The sequence below is a fragment of the Thermoflavimicrobium dichotomicum genome, assembly GCF_900114055.1.
In the GTDB taxonomy this organism is placed as follows: domain Bacteria; phylum Bacillota; class Bacilli; order Thermoactinomycetales; family Thermoactinomycetaceae; genus Thermoflavimicrobium; species Thermoflavimicrobium dichotomicum.
Genome location: NZ_FORR01000001.1, coordinates 46,844 through 63,651 on the forward strand (window position 1 = coordinate 46,844; position 16,808 = coordinate 63,651).

Genomic DNA, 16,808 nt, shown 5'->3' on the forward strand with positions numbered 1-16,808 from the left:
CTTCGAAGGTGAAGCATTCGGAACATACATACTCATAGCTATAAAACCGAAGCGTACAATCTTCATGATCACCACGAGTAGTATAACCAACAAAAAACCTCCTATTTCACATAGGAGGTTTTGGCATACATGATTGCTTTTTTAAGAGCATAAGCTTTGACTTCTGTTTCTTTATACTCCATTTCTGGAACCGAATCCGCTACAATCCCTCCACCCACATGGAAAGAAGCCTGACCTGATTGACAGACAATCGTTCGAATAACCATACTCAAGTCAAACATCCCACGCACATCCAAATATCCCAAACCGCCAGCATAAATCCCTCTCCCGCTATTTTCCAATTCATGCAAGATTTCCATTGCCCGGATTTTGGGAGCTCCTGTCATTGATCCACCAGGAAAAGCCGCTTGGATGGCATCAATGGGGTGGACATCCGGTCTTAATTTTCCTGTAACCGTAGAAACCAGTTGATGCACTGTCGCATATGATTCTACATTTAATAACGTCGGAACTTGGACATGGCCAGTCAAACATACTCTCCCCAAGTCATTGCGTACCAAATCAACAATCATCACATTTTCTGCACATTCTTTTTCACTCGTCTTTAATTCATGGATATATGCTTGATCTTGATTATAATCTGACGATCGTGGACGTGTTCCTTTAATGGGGCGACTTTCCAATACGCCATGTGCATCTAATTTCAAAAATCGCTCAGGGGATGAGGATAAAATAGATAAGTCTTCAAATTTTAAATAACTAGCAAAAGGGGCAGGATTAATTCGTCTTAATATCCGGTATAGTTCAAATGGATCTTCTTCGTAGGATGTGGTGATTTGATAAGTAAAACAAACTTGATAAATGTCCCCTTTCCCAATATAATTTTTGAGTTTTTCCATTTTTGAAAGATAGCTTTCTTTTGTTTCATTGGCCACAAACATGGAAGAAGCATCTGAATCATCCAGTTCATCTAGAGAGGGATCAGCCAAATCCTGCATAGAAGCCCAAATGATTTGCTTGATCTCTTCCTCCAGTTTCTTTCTTGCCAGTTCTTCTGATTCTTCCATCACCAGTCGACTCAACCATGCTTTTTTTTCTACTTGGTCATATATGAGCACTTGATCAACAAACATCCACATCGACTCGGGTACAAGAGTAGGATGAACGGGTACCTGTTCACTGTACTGATTCATCTCATAACCAAAATAACCGATTAAACCAGCCAGAAAAGGAAGCGATGAATCTACTGAAATTCCTTGATAATCATCCAGCACTTGTTTGATTACTAAAAAGGGAGCACACGAACATGTATCCATATTTTTTGAATGGATCAGTTGTGTGATTCCTTGATTCGTTTTAAGGATGAAACGAGGATTGGCTCCCATAAAAGAATATCGGCTCAATCCTTTGACGATACAGTTCCCATCCAACCAAAAGGCATATGGAGATGGTTGAAAATGATAAGCAAAAACTTTCTCCGGATGTATTGGATAGGAAATTTCTTCGATCATGATCTTCATGATTCAATCCGACTCCTATTTCAAATTCATAGCCCAGTATAAAACACAAAAATTATGCCATACAATGTATATCATCTCTGTTCCTTTTACTTTCCATGCTATTTATACATGGGAAATTTACTAAATCATGCATAATTCGTTTGAAAGAAAGATATAGTAAGATAAGAATATTTTTTCGAGGCTGTTTACATCCCTGCTACTCGTTTTAATCGAGCGAGAGAAACAGAAAAGATGTCCATATCAACTTATCTTAATCCCGCTGCTGGCATGAAAAAACCGTCCATCAGGCGGACGGTTTATAGACTATTAGCATTGTCTTTATCCTTTGGTTCGATTGGAGCGTCTTGCATGTCATCGGTAACTTTCACATCTGGTTTTGAGTCAAGATCAATTTCTTTTTCTTCTTTGGACTCAATTCCCAAAATCAACTTGCTAAAAGATTCGGTTTTCTGGCGAACTTTTTTCAATTCCTTTAATTCCTCTTTGCTCAGGGTTTTGGCACCAGGTACGGTAAATACTTCTACGGTTACCAGAGAAGTAGATGCATCTGCTTTAATCACGACAGGTTTATCCATGTTATTCATAAATTTAAAATCTGTATATGGATAAGCAATGGTTGCATCTCGCCCAATTGGAACATATCCAACTGGCTTACTATGTGCGGTACGTTCTACAATTTTTAACCCTGCTTTTTCCACCGCATTGAACAAGGTCGTAGATACTTGGCAAATTCCTCCGCCATATCCTTGGACCAATTTTTTATTAACGATAACTCCAGCTGGTTTATATCCTTTATCAGCTGTAGTATCTCCTACATAACCATTCCAAGAGAACACTTCTCCTGGCTGTAGCACAAGACCGTCAATGGTTCTGGAAGCCAAACGAATATTGGTTACACGATTTCCTTCTGTCGCTCCCATATCTGTGGTAAATTTACCAACTTTATGGCTATCGATGCTTTTTAAGTCTTGCGCTGTAAGTGTCGGCTTATCTTCGATCATTGGAATTTTTCTTGGTCCGATGAGCAATTTTTTGATATTCTCTTCCTTGAACCATTCAGCCATTTGTTTGGTGTCTACCAGATGTCCCACTTTTTCGGGCTCTATTCCGGTTTCCGCTTTTTTGTTTTTAAACTTCGCATTCTTGGCTGGCTGATCCAGTTCTTTTCTAATTCCTTCTAACCAAGACACTAATTTCTTTTTGTCGATGGTCGACGGGTTGGATCCATCATAACCGATAGACTTTAGATCCAGTTCATATGTTTTTTTATCTGATTGAAGCTTGATTTTATATCCTGTAAACATGGGTCGAACATCTGTTTTATAATACTCTGTCTGTGTAAATTGATAAGCCGCCACTCCACCAAAAAGCAACAGTCCAGCTGCAACCATTCCTGCAATCAGTTTCTTCGAACGCTTAAATACTGAAGATTTCTCTTCTGTAGGAACAGGAGCAATTCTTGTTTCAACCTTCGGTGGTTCAAATGTGGGTGGTAGATCCGGCTTCGCAACTTCTGAAGCAGGTTTCGCTTCATCTTTGGGTACAAAAGCCGTTTCGAAAAAGGCAACGTCATCGAATGCTTTCTTTTCTTCCGTTTTTGGCTTATCTTCTGCTTCTGGCTTATCTTCCGCTTTGGGTTTATCCTCAGCCACTACTTCAGCTTTTGACTCTTTGTCTTCCTTTTTCTCTTCCAATTCCTGTTTTGTTTCATCTGCCGAAGCGAATAACAAATCATCGCCTTCAGCTTTGACTTCTTCTTTTTTCTCTGCTTCTTCTGGTTGTTCTTCTTTTTCTTGCTCTTTCTTCTCTGATTCTGACTCTTTCAAATCGACTACTTTTTCATTCGGTTGTTTCTCTTTGGACTTCTCTTCTCCCTTTTGATCCTTTTCATCCGTACCCCATTGATCAAAGATGGAAAGATCCGCTTCTTGTTGCGAGGTATCTTCTTCTTTTAATTCTTTCTTTACTTCTTTCTCTGTATCCTTTTGTTCCTCCTGTTCTGATTTTGCTTCTACTTTCTTTTCTTCATCTGTACTCCATTGGTCAAATAAGGATATATCGGATGATGTATCTTCTGTCTTTGCTTCTTTTGAACTGGAAGAATCCGATGAATCGGTATCGAAAGCAAAACCATCCAAATCTACGGAATCTTCAATTGAAGATTCGCCTTCACTTTTCTTTTCGTTTTGTTCTTCTTTTTCATCGGATTTATCTTTTTGATCTTTTTCTTTCTCTTCCAACTGATTTCTCCCCCTCAGCAAAGAAATAATCTAAAAAAACTTGTTGCCTTATTTGACACCAAAATTATCCCGTAAATTTATATCTAAGTTTGATATATTTTACAGAAATTGAGTGCACGATCTAAATCAGCAACAAGCTGGCATTCACAAAAAACAATGTGATCTTTTATTCAATCCATACTTTTGTATATACTATGTTATTTACCATATGTATAATTAGCTCTTTACAATATATGATAATCGATACATTAAAAAAACACCACTAGCAAAATGCAACGAATAAAAAATCTCCATATTTTGGACAATTTTTTGTTATTCGTTTGTGGAAATTATTTTCTTTTTCGGTTATTAAACGCTGATCAATGGAGACAGCTAGGCCATAATAAAAAAATCGTCCGAAATATGGACGATTTTCTGTCAGACAATGATGGATACTTTTCTCAGCTTGTTGACGTGTTTGTCAACAATTCTTTTCTGTTTGTATTTTTAAAATGAACCACTTTCTGTTTTCAACTGTGCAGTATCTTCTTGAGTATCTGGCTGAACCAGAGCCAGTTGGGCACCAGGAGCAGTAAGAATTTTAACAACAAGTGATCCATCTGTTAAGCTCGTTTTAATCACAATCGGCTTGTTATAATAGTTGATAAACTGATCATCAGTACCTTGCTTTTTCGACTCATCGAACGGATTACCTTCAGATTCTTTCTTTAAGCCTGCCTGCATCAATGCAGAGGATAACGCAGTATACAATGTACGGAATCCCTCGGCTTTCTTTTCCCCTTCCTCAATCACCGCCTGCAAAGAGAAAGTTTTCCCTGGGTCAACTACCCAACCATCCAATTTTTTTGCCGTATTCTCCAGCTCATTGGCATTTGCAGCCAATTTCTTTTTTGAAGTGCCCACTTCTTCTTTATCCGCATTTTTATAGTCTTGAACAGTCCATTTTGGCTTAACGGGAACCAGCGGCACCTGCTTCGTATTGTTAACCAGCGAAGGTAAGTCGTTGAGCCATTTTTCAATCTGTTTCATATCTACTTTGTATCCGATTTGTTCTTTCTCTACGTTAGAGCCAAATTTCTTCCCTTTCAGTTGTGCATTCTTTGCCGGTTTTTCCACTTTAGGTTTGACTTCTGTTTCAATCCAACGTATCACCTGATCTTTTTTGACACTGGCAAGATTTTTACCATCATAGCCAACTTGTTTCAAATCCAACTTTACAATTTCGTTTCCTACCTGGAAACGAATCATATCTCCAAATATCTTTCCGGTATCCGATAATCCAAACGTTTTTATGGCATAGGCAATCCCTGTTCCTGCTATTAACAGACCTACAATCATACAAACCATCATAAAATACTTGGATTGTCTGGAAAAAATGGATACTTTCTTTGCAGGTTGAACCGTTGCAGCGTTAGCCGAAGGTGATGCAGGTGACTTTGGTGGCTGCAGTGGCTCAGGTCGAGTTGGTTCCAGCGATTTGCCCGTTTGAACAGTAGCATCTGCCTGCGGTTCACTTTTCACTGTTTGCTGGCTAGATGGAAATGGTGTGACAACAGGTGAAGGAGAAGTCGCCTCAGTTTTTGGTGGCCATATAGGTTTGGTTTTCGAAACTGTTTTTAAAGGGGTCACTTTGCTTTGACCAACTGGTTTTTCCATTTCTTCATCCGGATCAGAAAATAAACTGAGATCATCTGTGCTCCACTTATCCAAACTCTCCAGGGAAAGTGCTTCAAATGATTGATTTTTGACGGCTTGATTATTGACAGATTGGTTTTTCTTGTCGGAAAATATGTTCTCATCTGTATCTTCAGGCATCATCGGAAACTTTGCTTTTACCAAAGAAGGATCCATATTTTCGTCACTCTTTCGTTCATTTTTGTTCAAATCTTCAAAACCGATACTTCTTTCCAATAAAGTACGCTTAACCTCTTCATGATTTACCCGTGGTTCAAAAAGGGAATGAATGGACTTATTGGAATTTTTCCCTTCCACCTATCTCCCTCCTTCGATTTAAATTCTATGGCAATAAGTCTAAAAAATTTTTCAACAACATAGATTCACGCAAAAATGGAAAAAACAACAAGAATCACATTCTATTTTAAACGAGGTCGAGCTCCAAAAGTATTACAAAATGTTAAAATAACAGATCTAATGCTTTACGATAGACATTGGGTAAAGCAATTTGTTCCAATTCATCTATATTTATCCATTTCCAGCGAGAAAGAAGCTGATCCTGCTTCTTTTCCAAATGAATGGCTACAATGGTTATTTTCCAGTGACGATGACTGAAAATATGTTCCAGTTTGCCAACGATCCTTATATCTTTTATTGACAACTGTTTTTCGGCACAAATATTTTGTAACGATTCAACTGCATCTTCTTCCGTGATCTCTTCCCAAGTAGGAAGTGACCACATGCCTCGCAACAGTCCATGATTTTCTCTTTTTTCCACTACGCAATATTCATCACAAGTAATCCAGGCTACCACTACTGGTACTTCCTGAGGAGGTTTGGCCTTTTTCTTACGGGGTAATTCTTCTTGGATCCCTTGGTGGTATGCATTACATACAGATTGAACAGGACAAAATAGACATTGTGGTGATGTAGGTGTACAAATCATAGCCCCTAATTCCATAAGTGCCTGATTGAAATCACCAGGTGCATCGTCGGGAATCAGATGTTCTGCTATTTTTTCCATTTTCTTTCGTGTCGAAATGGAAGCAATATCATCTGTAAGAGCAAATAAGCGTGAAAAAACACGCATCACATTTCCATCAACAGCTGGTACCTTTTTATTGTAAGCTATACTTAAAATCGCTCCAGCTGTATAAGGACCTACGCCTTTCAATGAAGAAATGGTAATCAGGTCATCTGGTACTCTTCCACCATACTTTCCGACAACTTCTTTTGCGGCAGCATGCAAATTTCTGGCACGTGAATAATATCCCAGACCTTCCCACGCTTTCACTACTTGCTCATCCGTTGCTTGAGCGAGATCGAAAATCGTGGGAAACTGTTTCATAAATCGTTCATAATAAGGAATCACCGTATCTACACGAGTTTGTTGTAACATGATTTCAGATACCCAAATGGAGTATGGATCCGTATTCTTACGCCACGGCAGATCCCGATGATCATTTTGATACCAAGAAAGTAATGATTGCTGAATGATCTGTACAGTCTCTGCAGATGGATACTCGATATTTAAGGCTTTTGATTTTCTGGTAGCCATTTTCCACGTTGTCCTCCTTCATCTTGAGCTAAATGGCTAAAAGTCCAAATACGAATCTTTTCTCTACCCCCTTGAATATACCGATCAAGTTCACATAAAATACCTTGATCTGAGGCTGTACGCAACTGTTTTAGTTGCTGCACATATCTTTTATCATTAACAACAATTATTTCAACAACCAGATAGGGTTGTTCAACGCTTTCCAAAAAAGTATGGTCAAGAATCGGCCCCTGCTGTCTTAAGGATTGTTTTATCAAAGGAATGTGAGCAAGAAATTCTTCCCAGCTTGATTCCTTAATCTGATACTCAACAAATACCGTATAGTTCATTCTGGATCACCTTTTTGTATCTTAACAGATATCCATTTCATCGTTAAGCTTACCATTTCTCTGTTTCAAAATCATCAATGATACATCATAGAGGCAACCAAAGAAAAAACGGGTTTGTCAACAGCCTCCATCTAATCAATCATCCAATCATTTTAATTTAGGAGGATTTTTATGGATACAGGAACTCATTTTGTAATGGGAATCGGTCTTTATGGCTTGGCTCATCTTGATCCGATTGTTGCTACTGATCCGGTTACATCCCATGCAGTACTGTTTGCTACTGCTATTGGATCACAAATGCCTGACTTTGACGGTCTTTACCGTTTAAAAGGAAACAGTGCCTATATTCGCAATCATCGCGGTTGGACTCATTCCCTTCCGATGTTACTTATCTGGCCGACCATTTTAACAGCGATTCTTAATTTTTTCTTTCCACAAGCAAATTGGCAGCATGTATGGCTATGGGGACTTTTAGCCGTTTTTATCCACGTGTTTATTGATTTATTCAACACCTATGGTACGCAAGCACTCAAACCGTTTTGTAATAAATGGATTTCTTGGGATGTCATTAATATTTTCGATCCTTTTCTATTTATCATTCATCTCTTTGGATTCGCTTTATGGTCTACTCTCCCAGTATCTCCGGGTTGGATTTTTGCAGGGATTTACCTCATCTTGATCTTCTATGTAGGATGGCGAACATGGGTTCACGCCCAAAAAGTGAAATGGCTCACCAAACAAGTTGGAGAACCTGGAAAGTATACAGTGATTCCAACCGCACGCTGGAACGACTGGAAAATCGTCTTTGTCCAAGAAAACAAGGTTCGCATGGGAGAGATTCGTGATCATACCATCAACTGGACTGGAGAATTGTCTACAAAAGATCTGAAACATCCTGCTGCCATCAAGTCTAGAGAAGCGGAACCGATTGATGCTTTTTTATCTTTCACTTCCTATGGATATCCCAGAGTATATACTCGCTCTTACGGATATGAAGTTCGCTGGTTTGACGTTCGATATCATCATAAAAAACATTTTCCCTTCGTGGCCGTTGCTTTACTTGATCATGACTATCATATCATCGATTCATTTGTCGGTTGGATCAGTGAAGAGCAATTAGACAAGAAAGTTCAACACATGTTATCCTAATTCTGTAGAACCTGCTTTCCAAAATGTTAACCAAAAAGAGGTGAAATCTGTTTTGCTCTTTACTTCTTCTATCTTCCTGACGGCTCAAGACAGCAATTTGGCAGAAAACCTGATAGCCAAAACAAAAAAACTACTAGTCAATATCATAGAAGATCCCGTCCGAAATCTTCTGATTCCGATTGGCGAGATCGTTCTGATCATCGTACTCACCATTATTGCGGTTCGGATGATTCGGCGAGTTGTGGATAAAACCTTTTCTTTCAGCAAAATCCAAACCAATCAGGGTCAGACTTTACGAACCTTAATTAACTCCATTGTTACCTATTCGCTTTATTTTATCGCCATTTTGACCATCCTTTCGATCTTTGGAATCAATCTGGCACCCGTTCTTGCTGGAGCGGGAATTTTAGGTTTGGCTATTGGTTTTGGGGCTCAAAACCTGGTCAAAGACGTAATTAGCGGTTTCTTTTTGATCTTTGAACGCCAGCTTGAAGTAGGCGATTTTGTACAGATTAATAACCAAATCTCTGGAACAGTAGAAGAAGTGGGTTTGCGTGTAACCAAGATTCGTGAATTTAATCAGCGATTGCATTATCTATCCAATCGCATGATCACCCAGGTCACCAACTATAATCGCGAAAAGATGCGAGCCATCGCCCAAATTATCGTTCCACTTGAAGCAGACTTTCAACTGGTCACTCAATCTCTGGAAGAAACATGCGAGAAAATCCGGAAAGAGTTTGAAAAAGATTTAATCGAAGAACCACAAATATTGGAATTTACCAATATGGATATAAACGGTGTTCAATTTACCATTCACGCTGTATGCCACCCAGACGCATATTATCCATTAGAACGCGCAATGCGAAAAGAAGCATTAATGAATCTACATCGGCATGGGATCGAGATTGCTTATACGCGCAGTGTGATTTACAATCCAGAACAAGCTTATCAATTACAAACACAAAAAAAGGAACCAGTAAAGGTATAAAAAAACAGCAGGTCCAAACATGGGACCTGCTCTGATTATTGAAAAAAGTTCTATTTTCGTTGTCGGGGTTCCTTTTCCATTTCGCCCCTGTATCAAAAATGGCTCCATCGGAAAAGAACCCCCTATTTTGCCAACATCTTTAGCAACTTATGTGGCTGATTAAAATTCCTGGCTGGCTTTTGGATTAAAATAACATGTATCGTATGACAGCCAGAGCACTAGCGACTATTGAAGCAATGGCAAACCATAGAAAGGTTCCTTTCAACTCCCGAACGAGGATTCCATGAGCGTCAACGGATGCTACCCGTGGTTCTTTTTTTCTTTTTTTCGCCATTACAATTCCTCCTATCATTGGTTACAACCACCATGAACTAAATCTGCTTCTTTTTTATTTTCTGTTCCGTTATAGCATCCCACAAATAAAATGTGACATAGCTACGGTACGGTTTCCACTGTTCGCCCAGCTTACGCACTTCTTCTTCACTCGGCTTTTGATCCAATTCAAAAACATGGGCGATTGCATTCCGTAAACCAATATCGGCTGCTGGAAGCAAGTCTGGTTTTCCCATCCCAAACAATAATACACACTCAACCGTCCATCGCCCAATTCCTCTTAGAGGTAGTAATTTCTCCATAACCTCTTCTTCTGAACATCCCATCAAACCTTCCAAATCCAATTTTCCTTCCACAATCAATCGCGAAATATCAATGATGTACTCAGCTTTGCGACGATTAAACTGTAGTTTTTGCAAATCCTCATAACAAAGAGACGCGACTTTTTCCGGGTCAGGAAAAACAGGCAAACACATCCCTTTATAGTTTATTTCTTCTCCAGCGAGCTGAACCAACCTCTGTTCCAATGTTGCTGCAAAGGAGATATTTAACTGTTGACCAATAATCGTTTTAATCAAACACTCATAGATACTTGAATCCAATACCAAATGGAGTCCTTTTCTTTTCTGTATAATCGGCTGCAAAGGGCCATCGGTAAACTGGTTATAAAACGGAGTCAAGTCGACTTCCGTTGACCACATATGCTTGATGCATGTTAGAAGCTCTTGTTGCTCTTCCTTAGTTAAATGCTGATTTACTTCTATGTGTAAAGCATGGTCTTTTGGCAGGTAAGAAACCCCTATCACTACCACACTTGAGCACAATCGTATTGCACGATAAAACACCTGTTCCTTACAGACATAGCTTGTCTTTGCAAAGAGATGCAAGCGTTTGGTTGTATGCGCAAAAGAATAGGGATACTTTAATGGAACCTTTAGCAATGATCTTCACACCTTTTCACATTATATCATATAAACTTATGATTCTATCCTACTGTAAGTTCAATGAATCACATCAACTTCACATTTTTATTTTTACTTTTTCGTCAATTTTAATAAAACGGGCAATAATCCCTTCGTAAAAATATTTTTAGACTCTTATTGAATAGAACATGTATATAATTAAAATACAAAAAGATTTTCTGGACATAATTTGATTCATTTTAACAAATATATGATTAGAATATTTATATTTATTGATTTTTTTCTTATCTATGCTATGATTAAATTCCAAGAAGAGACAACTGGAGGTTCTGACTTCTATGAAACAAAAACAGGGTAAATCGGTGAGACCCAAAAACTCAAAACCAGTGATCCCTACTCCTCCACTTCCTAGCAGGAAGCAGCGACATAAAAAGCATTCACCGAAGTGGTTTATTGGATTTGGTGTAATAGCTTTACTATTCATGGTTTCCGGCGTTATTTATGCAATGCAACCAAGTCAGGATGAGACAAAAAGCAATTATGCTGCTAAATCCAATCAATCCAATCCAAACCATACACCACCAACAACTCCAGAACCAGAAGAAAATCTTGCTGAAGATAATGATATGAAGGCGAGCGACACAGGCAATAAAACCACACAGACTTCATCTTCCTCTAATTCAGATGAATCTAAAACGGATTTGAGTCAAACAGGCTCTTCCGTTAAAAATGATGGGTCTGAAAGTAGCAGTAGCAATCCATCCACCCCATCTGATTTGGAGAAACCTTCCAAACAGCCTGATCAAACAAAAGAGGAACCTTCGACAGAACCACCAACAAAACCAGAAAAACCTGACAAACTGGAGGAACCGAAAAAACCGGAGAAACCAAACCTGCCCAATCCTTCAGAAAATCCAAAGCCCAATTTGCCGCAAATACCTGCTTGGCAAAAAGGGAAATGGTACCAAGCCGGAGACAAAGTTTTCTATAACGGAAAAATATATCAAGCTACCATGTTAAATAAAAATACGCCACCAGGACAATTTATTTTCTTTGGTTTAATCAATCCGTGGAATGAGGTCGAATCTTAAAAGCCCCTATGATCCATATATGGCAAAAGAGAGCTAGTCTGTTTGATCTAGCCCTCTTTTTTTAGTTTAAAAACATTCTTTACTCCCATAATAACAGCTGACAAGGACTTCGGTACCATGAGTTTTAGTGGATATAGGTTTTGTCCTGTATTCCCCTTTGTCTGATTTTTCTCCACACGTTCCGCCAATAAATGAATCATAATGATACTAAGCATAAAAATGAGGCCTACTTGTGGTGTAAGTAATGGATAATCATACAACCCATGTCCCAGCAAAGCAATGATTAACGAAACAAGCATACCTGCTAAACATTTTTCCTCTTTGCTCTTTGTCTGTTTGCGCCAAGATCGTGCCTTGATGATGGTCACAATAATTAATGTCATAAACAGGCTCAAACCAATGATCCCAAATTCCACAGCAATCCCAACAAATACATTGTGCGCATGATATACAGCCATTCCCGTTTTTTCACGAAAGAGTTCTCCAAAGTGCAGTGGAAGCGTTCCAAGTAACCAATTCTCTTTAAAGATCTCCAAAGCCACCAGCCATATTTTTAAACGAGCCTGGAAAGTAGACATCATGGTTTCTGATCGTGGAATCAGGTTTGGAAATAGAACCACCAAGCCAGCCAAAGAAAAAGAAATGCCTAGCGTAATCTTTCGATAACCCATCATCCATACTTGTGCAAATAATCCAGCGACCAAACCAATCCATGCACCACGTGAACCTGTGACATAAATGGCATAGCAAAACAAAAAGAAAATAGCGAGAGTTGTGATCTTCTGCCATCTTTTTCGCAAAATAAATAAAGAATAAACACTCATCAGAGCAAAACAAATTAATAATGCTGCCGTAATATTGGAGTTTCCCGTGGTCCCAACACTGCGACTCGTGTTTTCAGACTGCCACTGAAATTCCTTGTAAAACTGTAACACATCTTTTAACCATGAATCAGGCCAATGAGTCCAGTCCAGCTGCTGAAGAAAAACAATCGCCACAACATATAATCCACTTAACCAAAACTGTAAATACATCTTTTTTACATCTTCAAAAGACCAACAAACGATCCGCTTCAACCAAATCGTTAAAAGATAATAAAACCCAAATAAAAAAACAGGAATAATTCCTACGGGAAAAGCTTGTATGGGTACAGGCTCCGTGGTAATCGTATACCAACTTGGATTGAATAACCAACTGACCGCACTAAGAAGCAGAAAGCTTAAAAAAATCTTTTCAGGCCAGCGATTCACAAACCAACGCTCTTTATAAATAAAAAACGTAATAATTCCAATAAAAAACAAAAAAACAGGTGGTAAGTAAGGAGTAAACAAAATCGAAAAAAATAGCAATTTAGTTAATCCTACAACCCACTTTCTTGTGATGTTCGGTTTCAAGAGTATAAACTCCCTTTACTTAATATAAAAATGTCTATAGTATTATAGCGATTACCATAAAAAAGGGCAAGGCAGGCTATGTAATATGAGATTTCCTATTATCCCTGATCCTGACTAACACTCCGATATATGTCAATTTCTCCACCACCTCTATTAAAATCCTGCCCCTTTTGAAAAACGGCATTTTCTTTTTACCCGTTTCCATCCATTTTATTGCAACATTGCCCGTTTTTTCTCCATTAAAGAGAATGATACTCATTGACGATTGAGAATGATTTTCATAAAATGAGATCAGAAGCAAATCGTTGACAGGTACTTTTTTGACCCACATCTGGAGGGGATCATCTTGTCACAAGGACTGGAAACAAAAAATTTAACTTTATCTTATGGAGCATCGACCATTATTCGAGAGCTCAATCTCACCATTCCTCAAGGGAAAATATCTGTTTTGGTCGGAAGTAATGGCTGTGGAAAATCGACGTTGTTACGTTCACTGGCCCGTCTGTTAAAACCGCAAACGGGAGCCATATTATTGGATGGAAAAGAGATCTCGAAACAGCCAACGAAAGAATTGGCCAAACAGTTAGCGATTTTACCCCAAAGTCCAGAAGCACCAGAAGGACTTACTGTTATCCAATTGGTAAAACAAGGACGTTATCCTTACCAGACGTGGCTAAAACAATGGTCCAAAGAAGATGAAGAAAAGGTTCAATGGGCGTTGGAAGTGACACAAATGTCCGATCTAGCCCATCGTTCCGTTGACTCCCTCTCTGGAGGACAACGTCAACGTGCTTGGATCGCCATGACCCTGGCCCAGGACACAGACATCTTACTATTGGACGAGCCTACGACTTATCTGGATCTGACACACCAAATTGAAATTTTGGATCTGCTCTTTGATTTGAATGAAAAAGAAGGACGCACCATTGTTATGGTTCTTCATGATTTAAATCTGGCTTGCCGCTATGCTCACCATATCATTGCCATACGCAACCAGACGGTATATGCTGAAGGAAAACCGGAAGATATCGTAACCGAACAGATGGTACGGGAGGTCTTTGATCTTCATTGTCAAATAACTGAAGATCCGATTTTTGGAACTCCTTTATGTATAGCACATGGAAAAGGAAGAAACTTGCTTTTGTCTGCAAGTTAATAAAATGTGGGGACGATTACAACGATTCATTGTCCCCTTTTTCCATTTTGCCATGATTCATTTGATAGCGACTTATGTCCTTTTGATTGATGGATATACAATCTTTTTCTCTTTCACTCGTAACAAACCATCTGCTGTTAGACGAACCTGGGGCAAATGAGTCGAAGACAAAAAGAGGAATGTGTAAATGGGATCCGAAAAGGCATATCCAAAAGCACGCAGTCTGTTCATAAATGGCTCCAATTGCTCTATCAACTGATCCACTGAATCCATGCTCAAATAACCATTAATTGGAAGAGGGAGATGAAAAACAATCTCTCCATCTTGAACCCAGGTAATGCCCCCGCCTTGTTCCAATATATGATTGGCTGCCCGTACCATCGCATTGCGATTCCGTCCGATTACGAGCAAGTCATGAGATCCATTATAACTCGAGGCTAATCCATCAATTCCTCGACCAAACCCTTTCAATACAGCAGAAGAAATCCATTTTCCTGCTGGGTCAATTAGATAAACCAGTAAACGATCATCTTCTGTTCGCCACTTGATCCACCCCTCTTCCACATCCAGCGGTTCTTCCGACAGTTTGGTAATCACAACATTGATCATTTCAATCGTTGGTGCCAAATGGTTGCGAACCGGTGGCAAAGGCAAATCACATTCTTGCAGCCGCCAGTCACTTCCCCATTTGGTTCTTCGATACTTCGACCAGTCCATTCTGTTCCATGATCGAGTTAAAACACCTCCTTTAGCCACCATTTCTCCTTCAGCGATCACCATCACAGGAGTAGGTTCCTGTAAAGAAGCTAACACATTGATATCCGCCAGTCGGCCAGGAGCCAATCCTCCAATATGCTCATCCAGCCGATAATAATTCGCAGGATTAATGGTGACCATCTGATAAGCATGAATGGGGTCACAGCCATGTTCAATGGTCAAACGAATGACATAATCCTGGAAACCTTCCTTAAAGTAAAGAGGTGTTGCCCCATCCGTCGTTAACATCAAGCGATGCCAAGGCACTCTTTCTTTTTGTAATAATCCTTTTATCAATGTAGGCAAATCAGGTCGAATCGAACTATGGCGAAGGGTTGTCATATAACCCAATTGCAAGCGATTCCAAACTTCATCAACGGAAATGCTTTCATGATCAGCCGTAACCCCTGCAGCTGCCAAGCGTGATAAAGTACGATAGGACGCTCCTGGTGAATGCCCTTCAACTCTTTTTCCCAATCGTTTGGTTGTATAAATCCATTTAAGCATGTTTGAGTCGCCTGCAAGTAATGGCGGCCAGTCTGTTAGCTCACCAGCTTGAACAACCAGTGGATGAGCCAAATGTTCCTTGACTCGTTCGAGTGAAAACAGCTCCTTTTTCTCTTCCACCAAATAGTTTTGTGAATCCAGGCGAGTCCACCAAAACTGTTTCACAGGATACTGATCCAGTTGTTCCAATAAATGGAATATTTCATCTAAATCCCACATCGAAAAAAAGAAGAGATTATCGTTGATAACCGTAGTGGTTCCCAATGTCGAAATTTTTTCAACAAAAGTGAACGGATTATACACTTGGGTTGGATGCGCATGCGGTTCAATGTACCCTGGTACTAGCACATATCCGGTAAGATCAAGCTTTTCCACTGTATGATCGATGTCCAAACCGCTTTGTCCCAAATCCCCTATATAAGCGATTCGACGTCCAGCTAAAGCGATATCTTTTCTTTCCAGACAGCCTGTATAAACATTTAAAACAGTTCCACCTGTAATGAGTAAAGACGGCTTTTTTCTTCCCATGGCCACTTCCAATAGATATTGTTGTTCCTCCTGTGTGAATCGTATCAACACAACATTCCCCCCTATCACTTGGATCTTTCCTATATACTTTCGATACTTGAATTATTTATCCTCCGTATAAGATATAGCTGTCTGTAAATAATAACTACAAACTGACAAGGGAGTGAGGATATGCAAAAAAATATCGGCACATGCAATTCGATGATCCGTATCACTTGTGGTTTGGTTGGATTAGCATGGAGCACCGCCCGCATGGTTCGTTATCCATGCCGTGGTCTTCCATGGTTGATTGCAACCATGTCGGCTATGAAAGTAGCTTCCGGCGTTACACGTTATTGTCCAGTTACTGCTTTGATTAAAAAGTCCTCCCAAGAAACGGAATCAAAAGAGACGAGGGACAATAGCATATGAATCGCATGTTTTATGAAGCAATTAGTGATTATGGTTTCGTTATTCTGTTAGCGATTGGTATGATTGTGACCGCTGCTTTAATCTTTGATTTGTATCGCCGACGTCGCACAACTCGCCCCTAATCCAACCTCCTCTGCCACATGAAGTGGTGAGGGGGTTTTTAATATGAAACCTTTACCCAAGTATCCGAAATTCGCTGAGTGCTGGATTGTTGTTTAGAAGAAGACAAAGGAATTCAACTCTTTTTT

The 16,808-nt window shown here is 39.4% G+C and carries 15 protein-coding genes; 6 read left to right on the forward strand and 9 right to left on the reverse strand.

Going from position 1 to position 16,808, the window contains the following annotated elements:
* Positions 1-101 precede the first annotated feature (101 nt).
* From pabB to BMZ78_RS00250, 5 genes are all read right to left on the reverse strand, one after another.
* A complete protein-coding gene (pabB, locus tag BMZ78_RS00230; protein WP_093226966.1) occupies positions 102-1,520 on the reverse strand; it encodes an aminodeoxychorismate synthase component I in 1,419 nt (472 codons plus the stop codon).
* A gap of 296 nt (positions 1,521-1,816) precedes the next feature.
* Positions 1,817-3,760, reverse strand: a complete 1,944-nt coding sequence (locus BMZ78_RS00235; RefSeq protein ID WP_093226968.1) for a VanW family protein — start codon at positions 3,758-3,760, stop codon at positions 1,817-1,819.
* A gap of 486 nt (positions 3,761-4,246) precedes the next feature.
* Positions 4,247-5,752 (reverse strand): VanW family protein, encoded by a 1,506-nt coding sequence (locus tag BMZ78_RS00240; protein WP_093226969.1) that lies wholly within the window; start codon positions 5,750-5,752, stop codon positions 4,247-4,249.
* Positions 5,753-5,894: 142 nt separating this feature from the next.
* Positions 5,895-6,992, reverse strand: a complete 1,098-nt coding sequence (mutY, locus tag BMZ78_RS00245) for an A/G-specific adenine glycosylase (RefSeq protein WP_093226970.1) — start codon at positions 6,990-6,992, stop codon at positions 5,895-5,897.
* On the reverse strand, positions 6,965-7,321 hold the full coding sequence (locus BMZ78_RS00250) for a hypothetical protein (RefSeq protein ID WP_093226971.1): 357 nt from the start codon (positions 7,319-7,321) through the stop codon (positions 6,965-6,967). The genes mutY and BMZ78_RS00250 overlap by 28 nt, the downstream gene beginning before the upstream one ends.
* Positions 7,322-7,492: 171 nt before the next feature.
* Here BMZ78_RS00250 and BMZ78_RS00255 point away from each other — a divergent pair, with 171 nt between their 5' ends.
* Together BMZ78_RS00255 and BMZ78_RS00260 are read left to right on the forward strand one after the other, a co-directional pair.
* Complete coding sequence (locus BMZ78_RS00255; RefSeq protein ID WP_093226972.1) at positions 7,493-8,470, forward strand: metal-dependent hydrolase; 978 nt, start codon at positions 7,493-7,495, stop codon at positions 8,468-8,470.
* 52 nt (positions 8,471-8,522) lie between these two features.
* Positions 8,523-9,461, forward strand: a complete 939-nt coding sequence (locus tag BMZ78_RS00260) for a mechanosensitive ion channel family protein (protein WP_093226974.1) — start codon at positions 8,523-8,525, stop codon at positions 9,459-9,461.
* 184 nt (positions 9,462-9,645) lie between these two features.
* On the opposite strand, the gene BMZ78_RS18645 is transcribed toward BMZ78_RS00260, so the two are convergent.
* Positions 9,646-9,795, reverse strand: coding sequence for a hypothetical protein (locus tag BMZ78_RS18645; protein WP_175482212.1), 150 nt, complete (start codon positions 9,793-9,795; stop codon positions 9,646-9,648).
* Positions 9,796-9,832: 37 nt separating this feature from the next.
* The gene (locus BMZ78_RS00265; protein WP_093226975.1) at positions 9,833-10,735 is read right to left on the reverse strand and encodes a DNA-3-methyladenine glycosylase family protein; all 903 of its coding nucleotides are present in this window, start codon (positions 10,733-10,735) and stop codon (positions 9,833-9,835) included.
* Positions 10,736-11,055: 320 nt separating this feature from the next.
* Here BMZ78_RS00265 and BMZ78_RS00270 point away from each other — a divergent pair, with 320 nt between their 5' ends.
* The gene (locus BMZ78_RS00270) at positions 11,056-11,808 is read left to right on the forward strand and encodes a carbohydrate-binding protein (protein WP_093226977.1); all 753 of its coding nucleotides are present in this window, start codon (positions 11,056-11,058) and stop codon (positions 11,806-11,808) included.
* Between the two features lie 47 nt (positions 11,809-11,855).
* On the opposite strand, the gene BMZ78_RS00275 is transcribed toward BMZ78_RS00270, so the two are convergent.
* The gene (locus BMZ78_RS00275; protein ID WP_093226979.1) at positions 11,856-13,202 is read right to left on the reverse strand and encodes an O-antigen ligase family protein; all 1,347 of its coding nucleotides are present in this window, start codon (positions 13,200-13,202) and stop codon (positions 11,856-11,858) included.
* A gap of 346 nt (positions 13,203-13,548) precedes the next feature.
* Here BMZ78_RS00275 and BMZ78_RS00285 point away from each other — a divergent pair, with 346 nt between their 5' ends.
* Positions 13,549-14,358, forward strand: coding sequence for an ABC transporter ATP-binding protein (locus BMZ78_RS00285; protein WP_093226982.1), 810 nt, complete (start codon positions 13,549-13,551; stop codon positions 14,356-14,358).
* Positions 14,359-14,430: 72 nt separating this feature from the next.
* Here BMZ78_RS00285 and BMZ78_RS00290 read toward each other — a convergent pair whose 3' ends face one another.
* Positions 14,431-16,200 (reverse strand): adenine deaminase C-terminal domain-containing protein, encoded by a 1,770-nt coding sequence (locus BMZ78_RS00290; RefSeq protein WP_093226984.1) that lies wholly within the window; start codon positions 16,198-16,200, stop codon positions 14,431-14,433.
* 120 nt (positions 16,201-16,320) lie between these two features.
* On the opposite strand from BMZ78_RS00290, the gene BMZ78_RS00295 reads away from it, so the two are divergent.
* Both BMZ78_RS00295 and BMZ78_RS19295 read left to right on the forward strand, forming a co-directional pair.
* Positions 16,321-16,560, forward strand: a complete 240-nt coding sequence (locus tag BMZ78_RS00295; protein WP_093226985.1) for a YgaP family membrane protein — start codon at positions 16,321-16,323, stop codon at positions 16,558-16,560.
* Entirely contained in the window at positions 16,557-16,682 is a 126-nt protein-coding gene (locus BMZ78_RS19295; RefSeq protein WP_281244505.1) for an EYxxD motif small membrane protein, read from the forward strand. The genes BMZ78_RS00295 and BMZ78_RS19295 overlap by 4 nt, the downstream gene beginning before the upstream one ends.
* Positions 16,683-16,808: the final 126 nt, after the last annotated feature.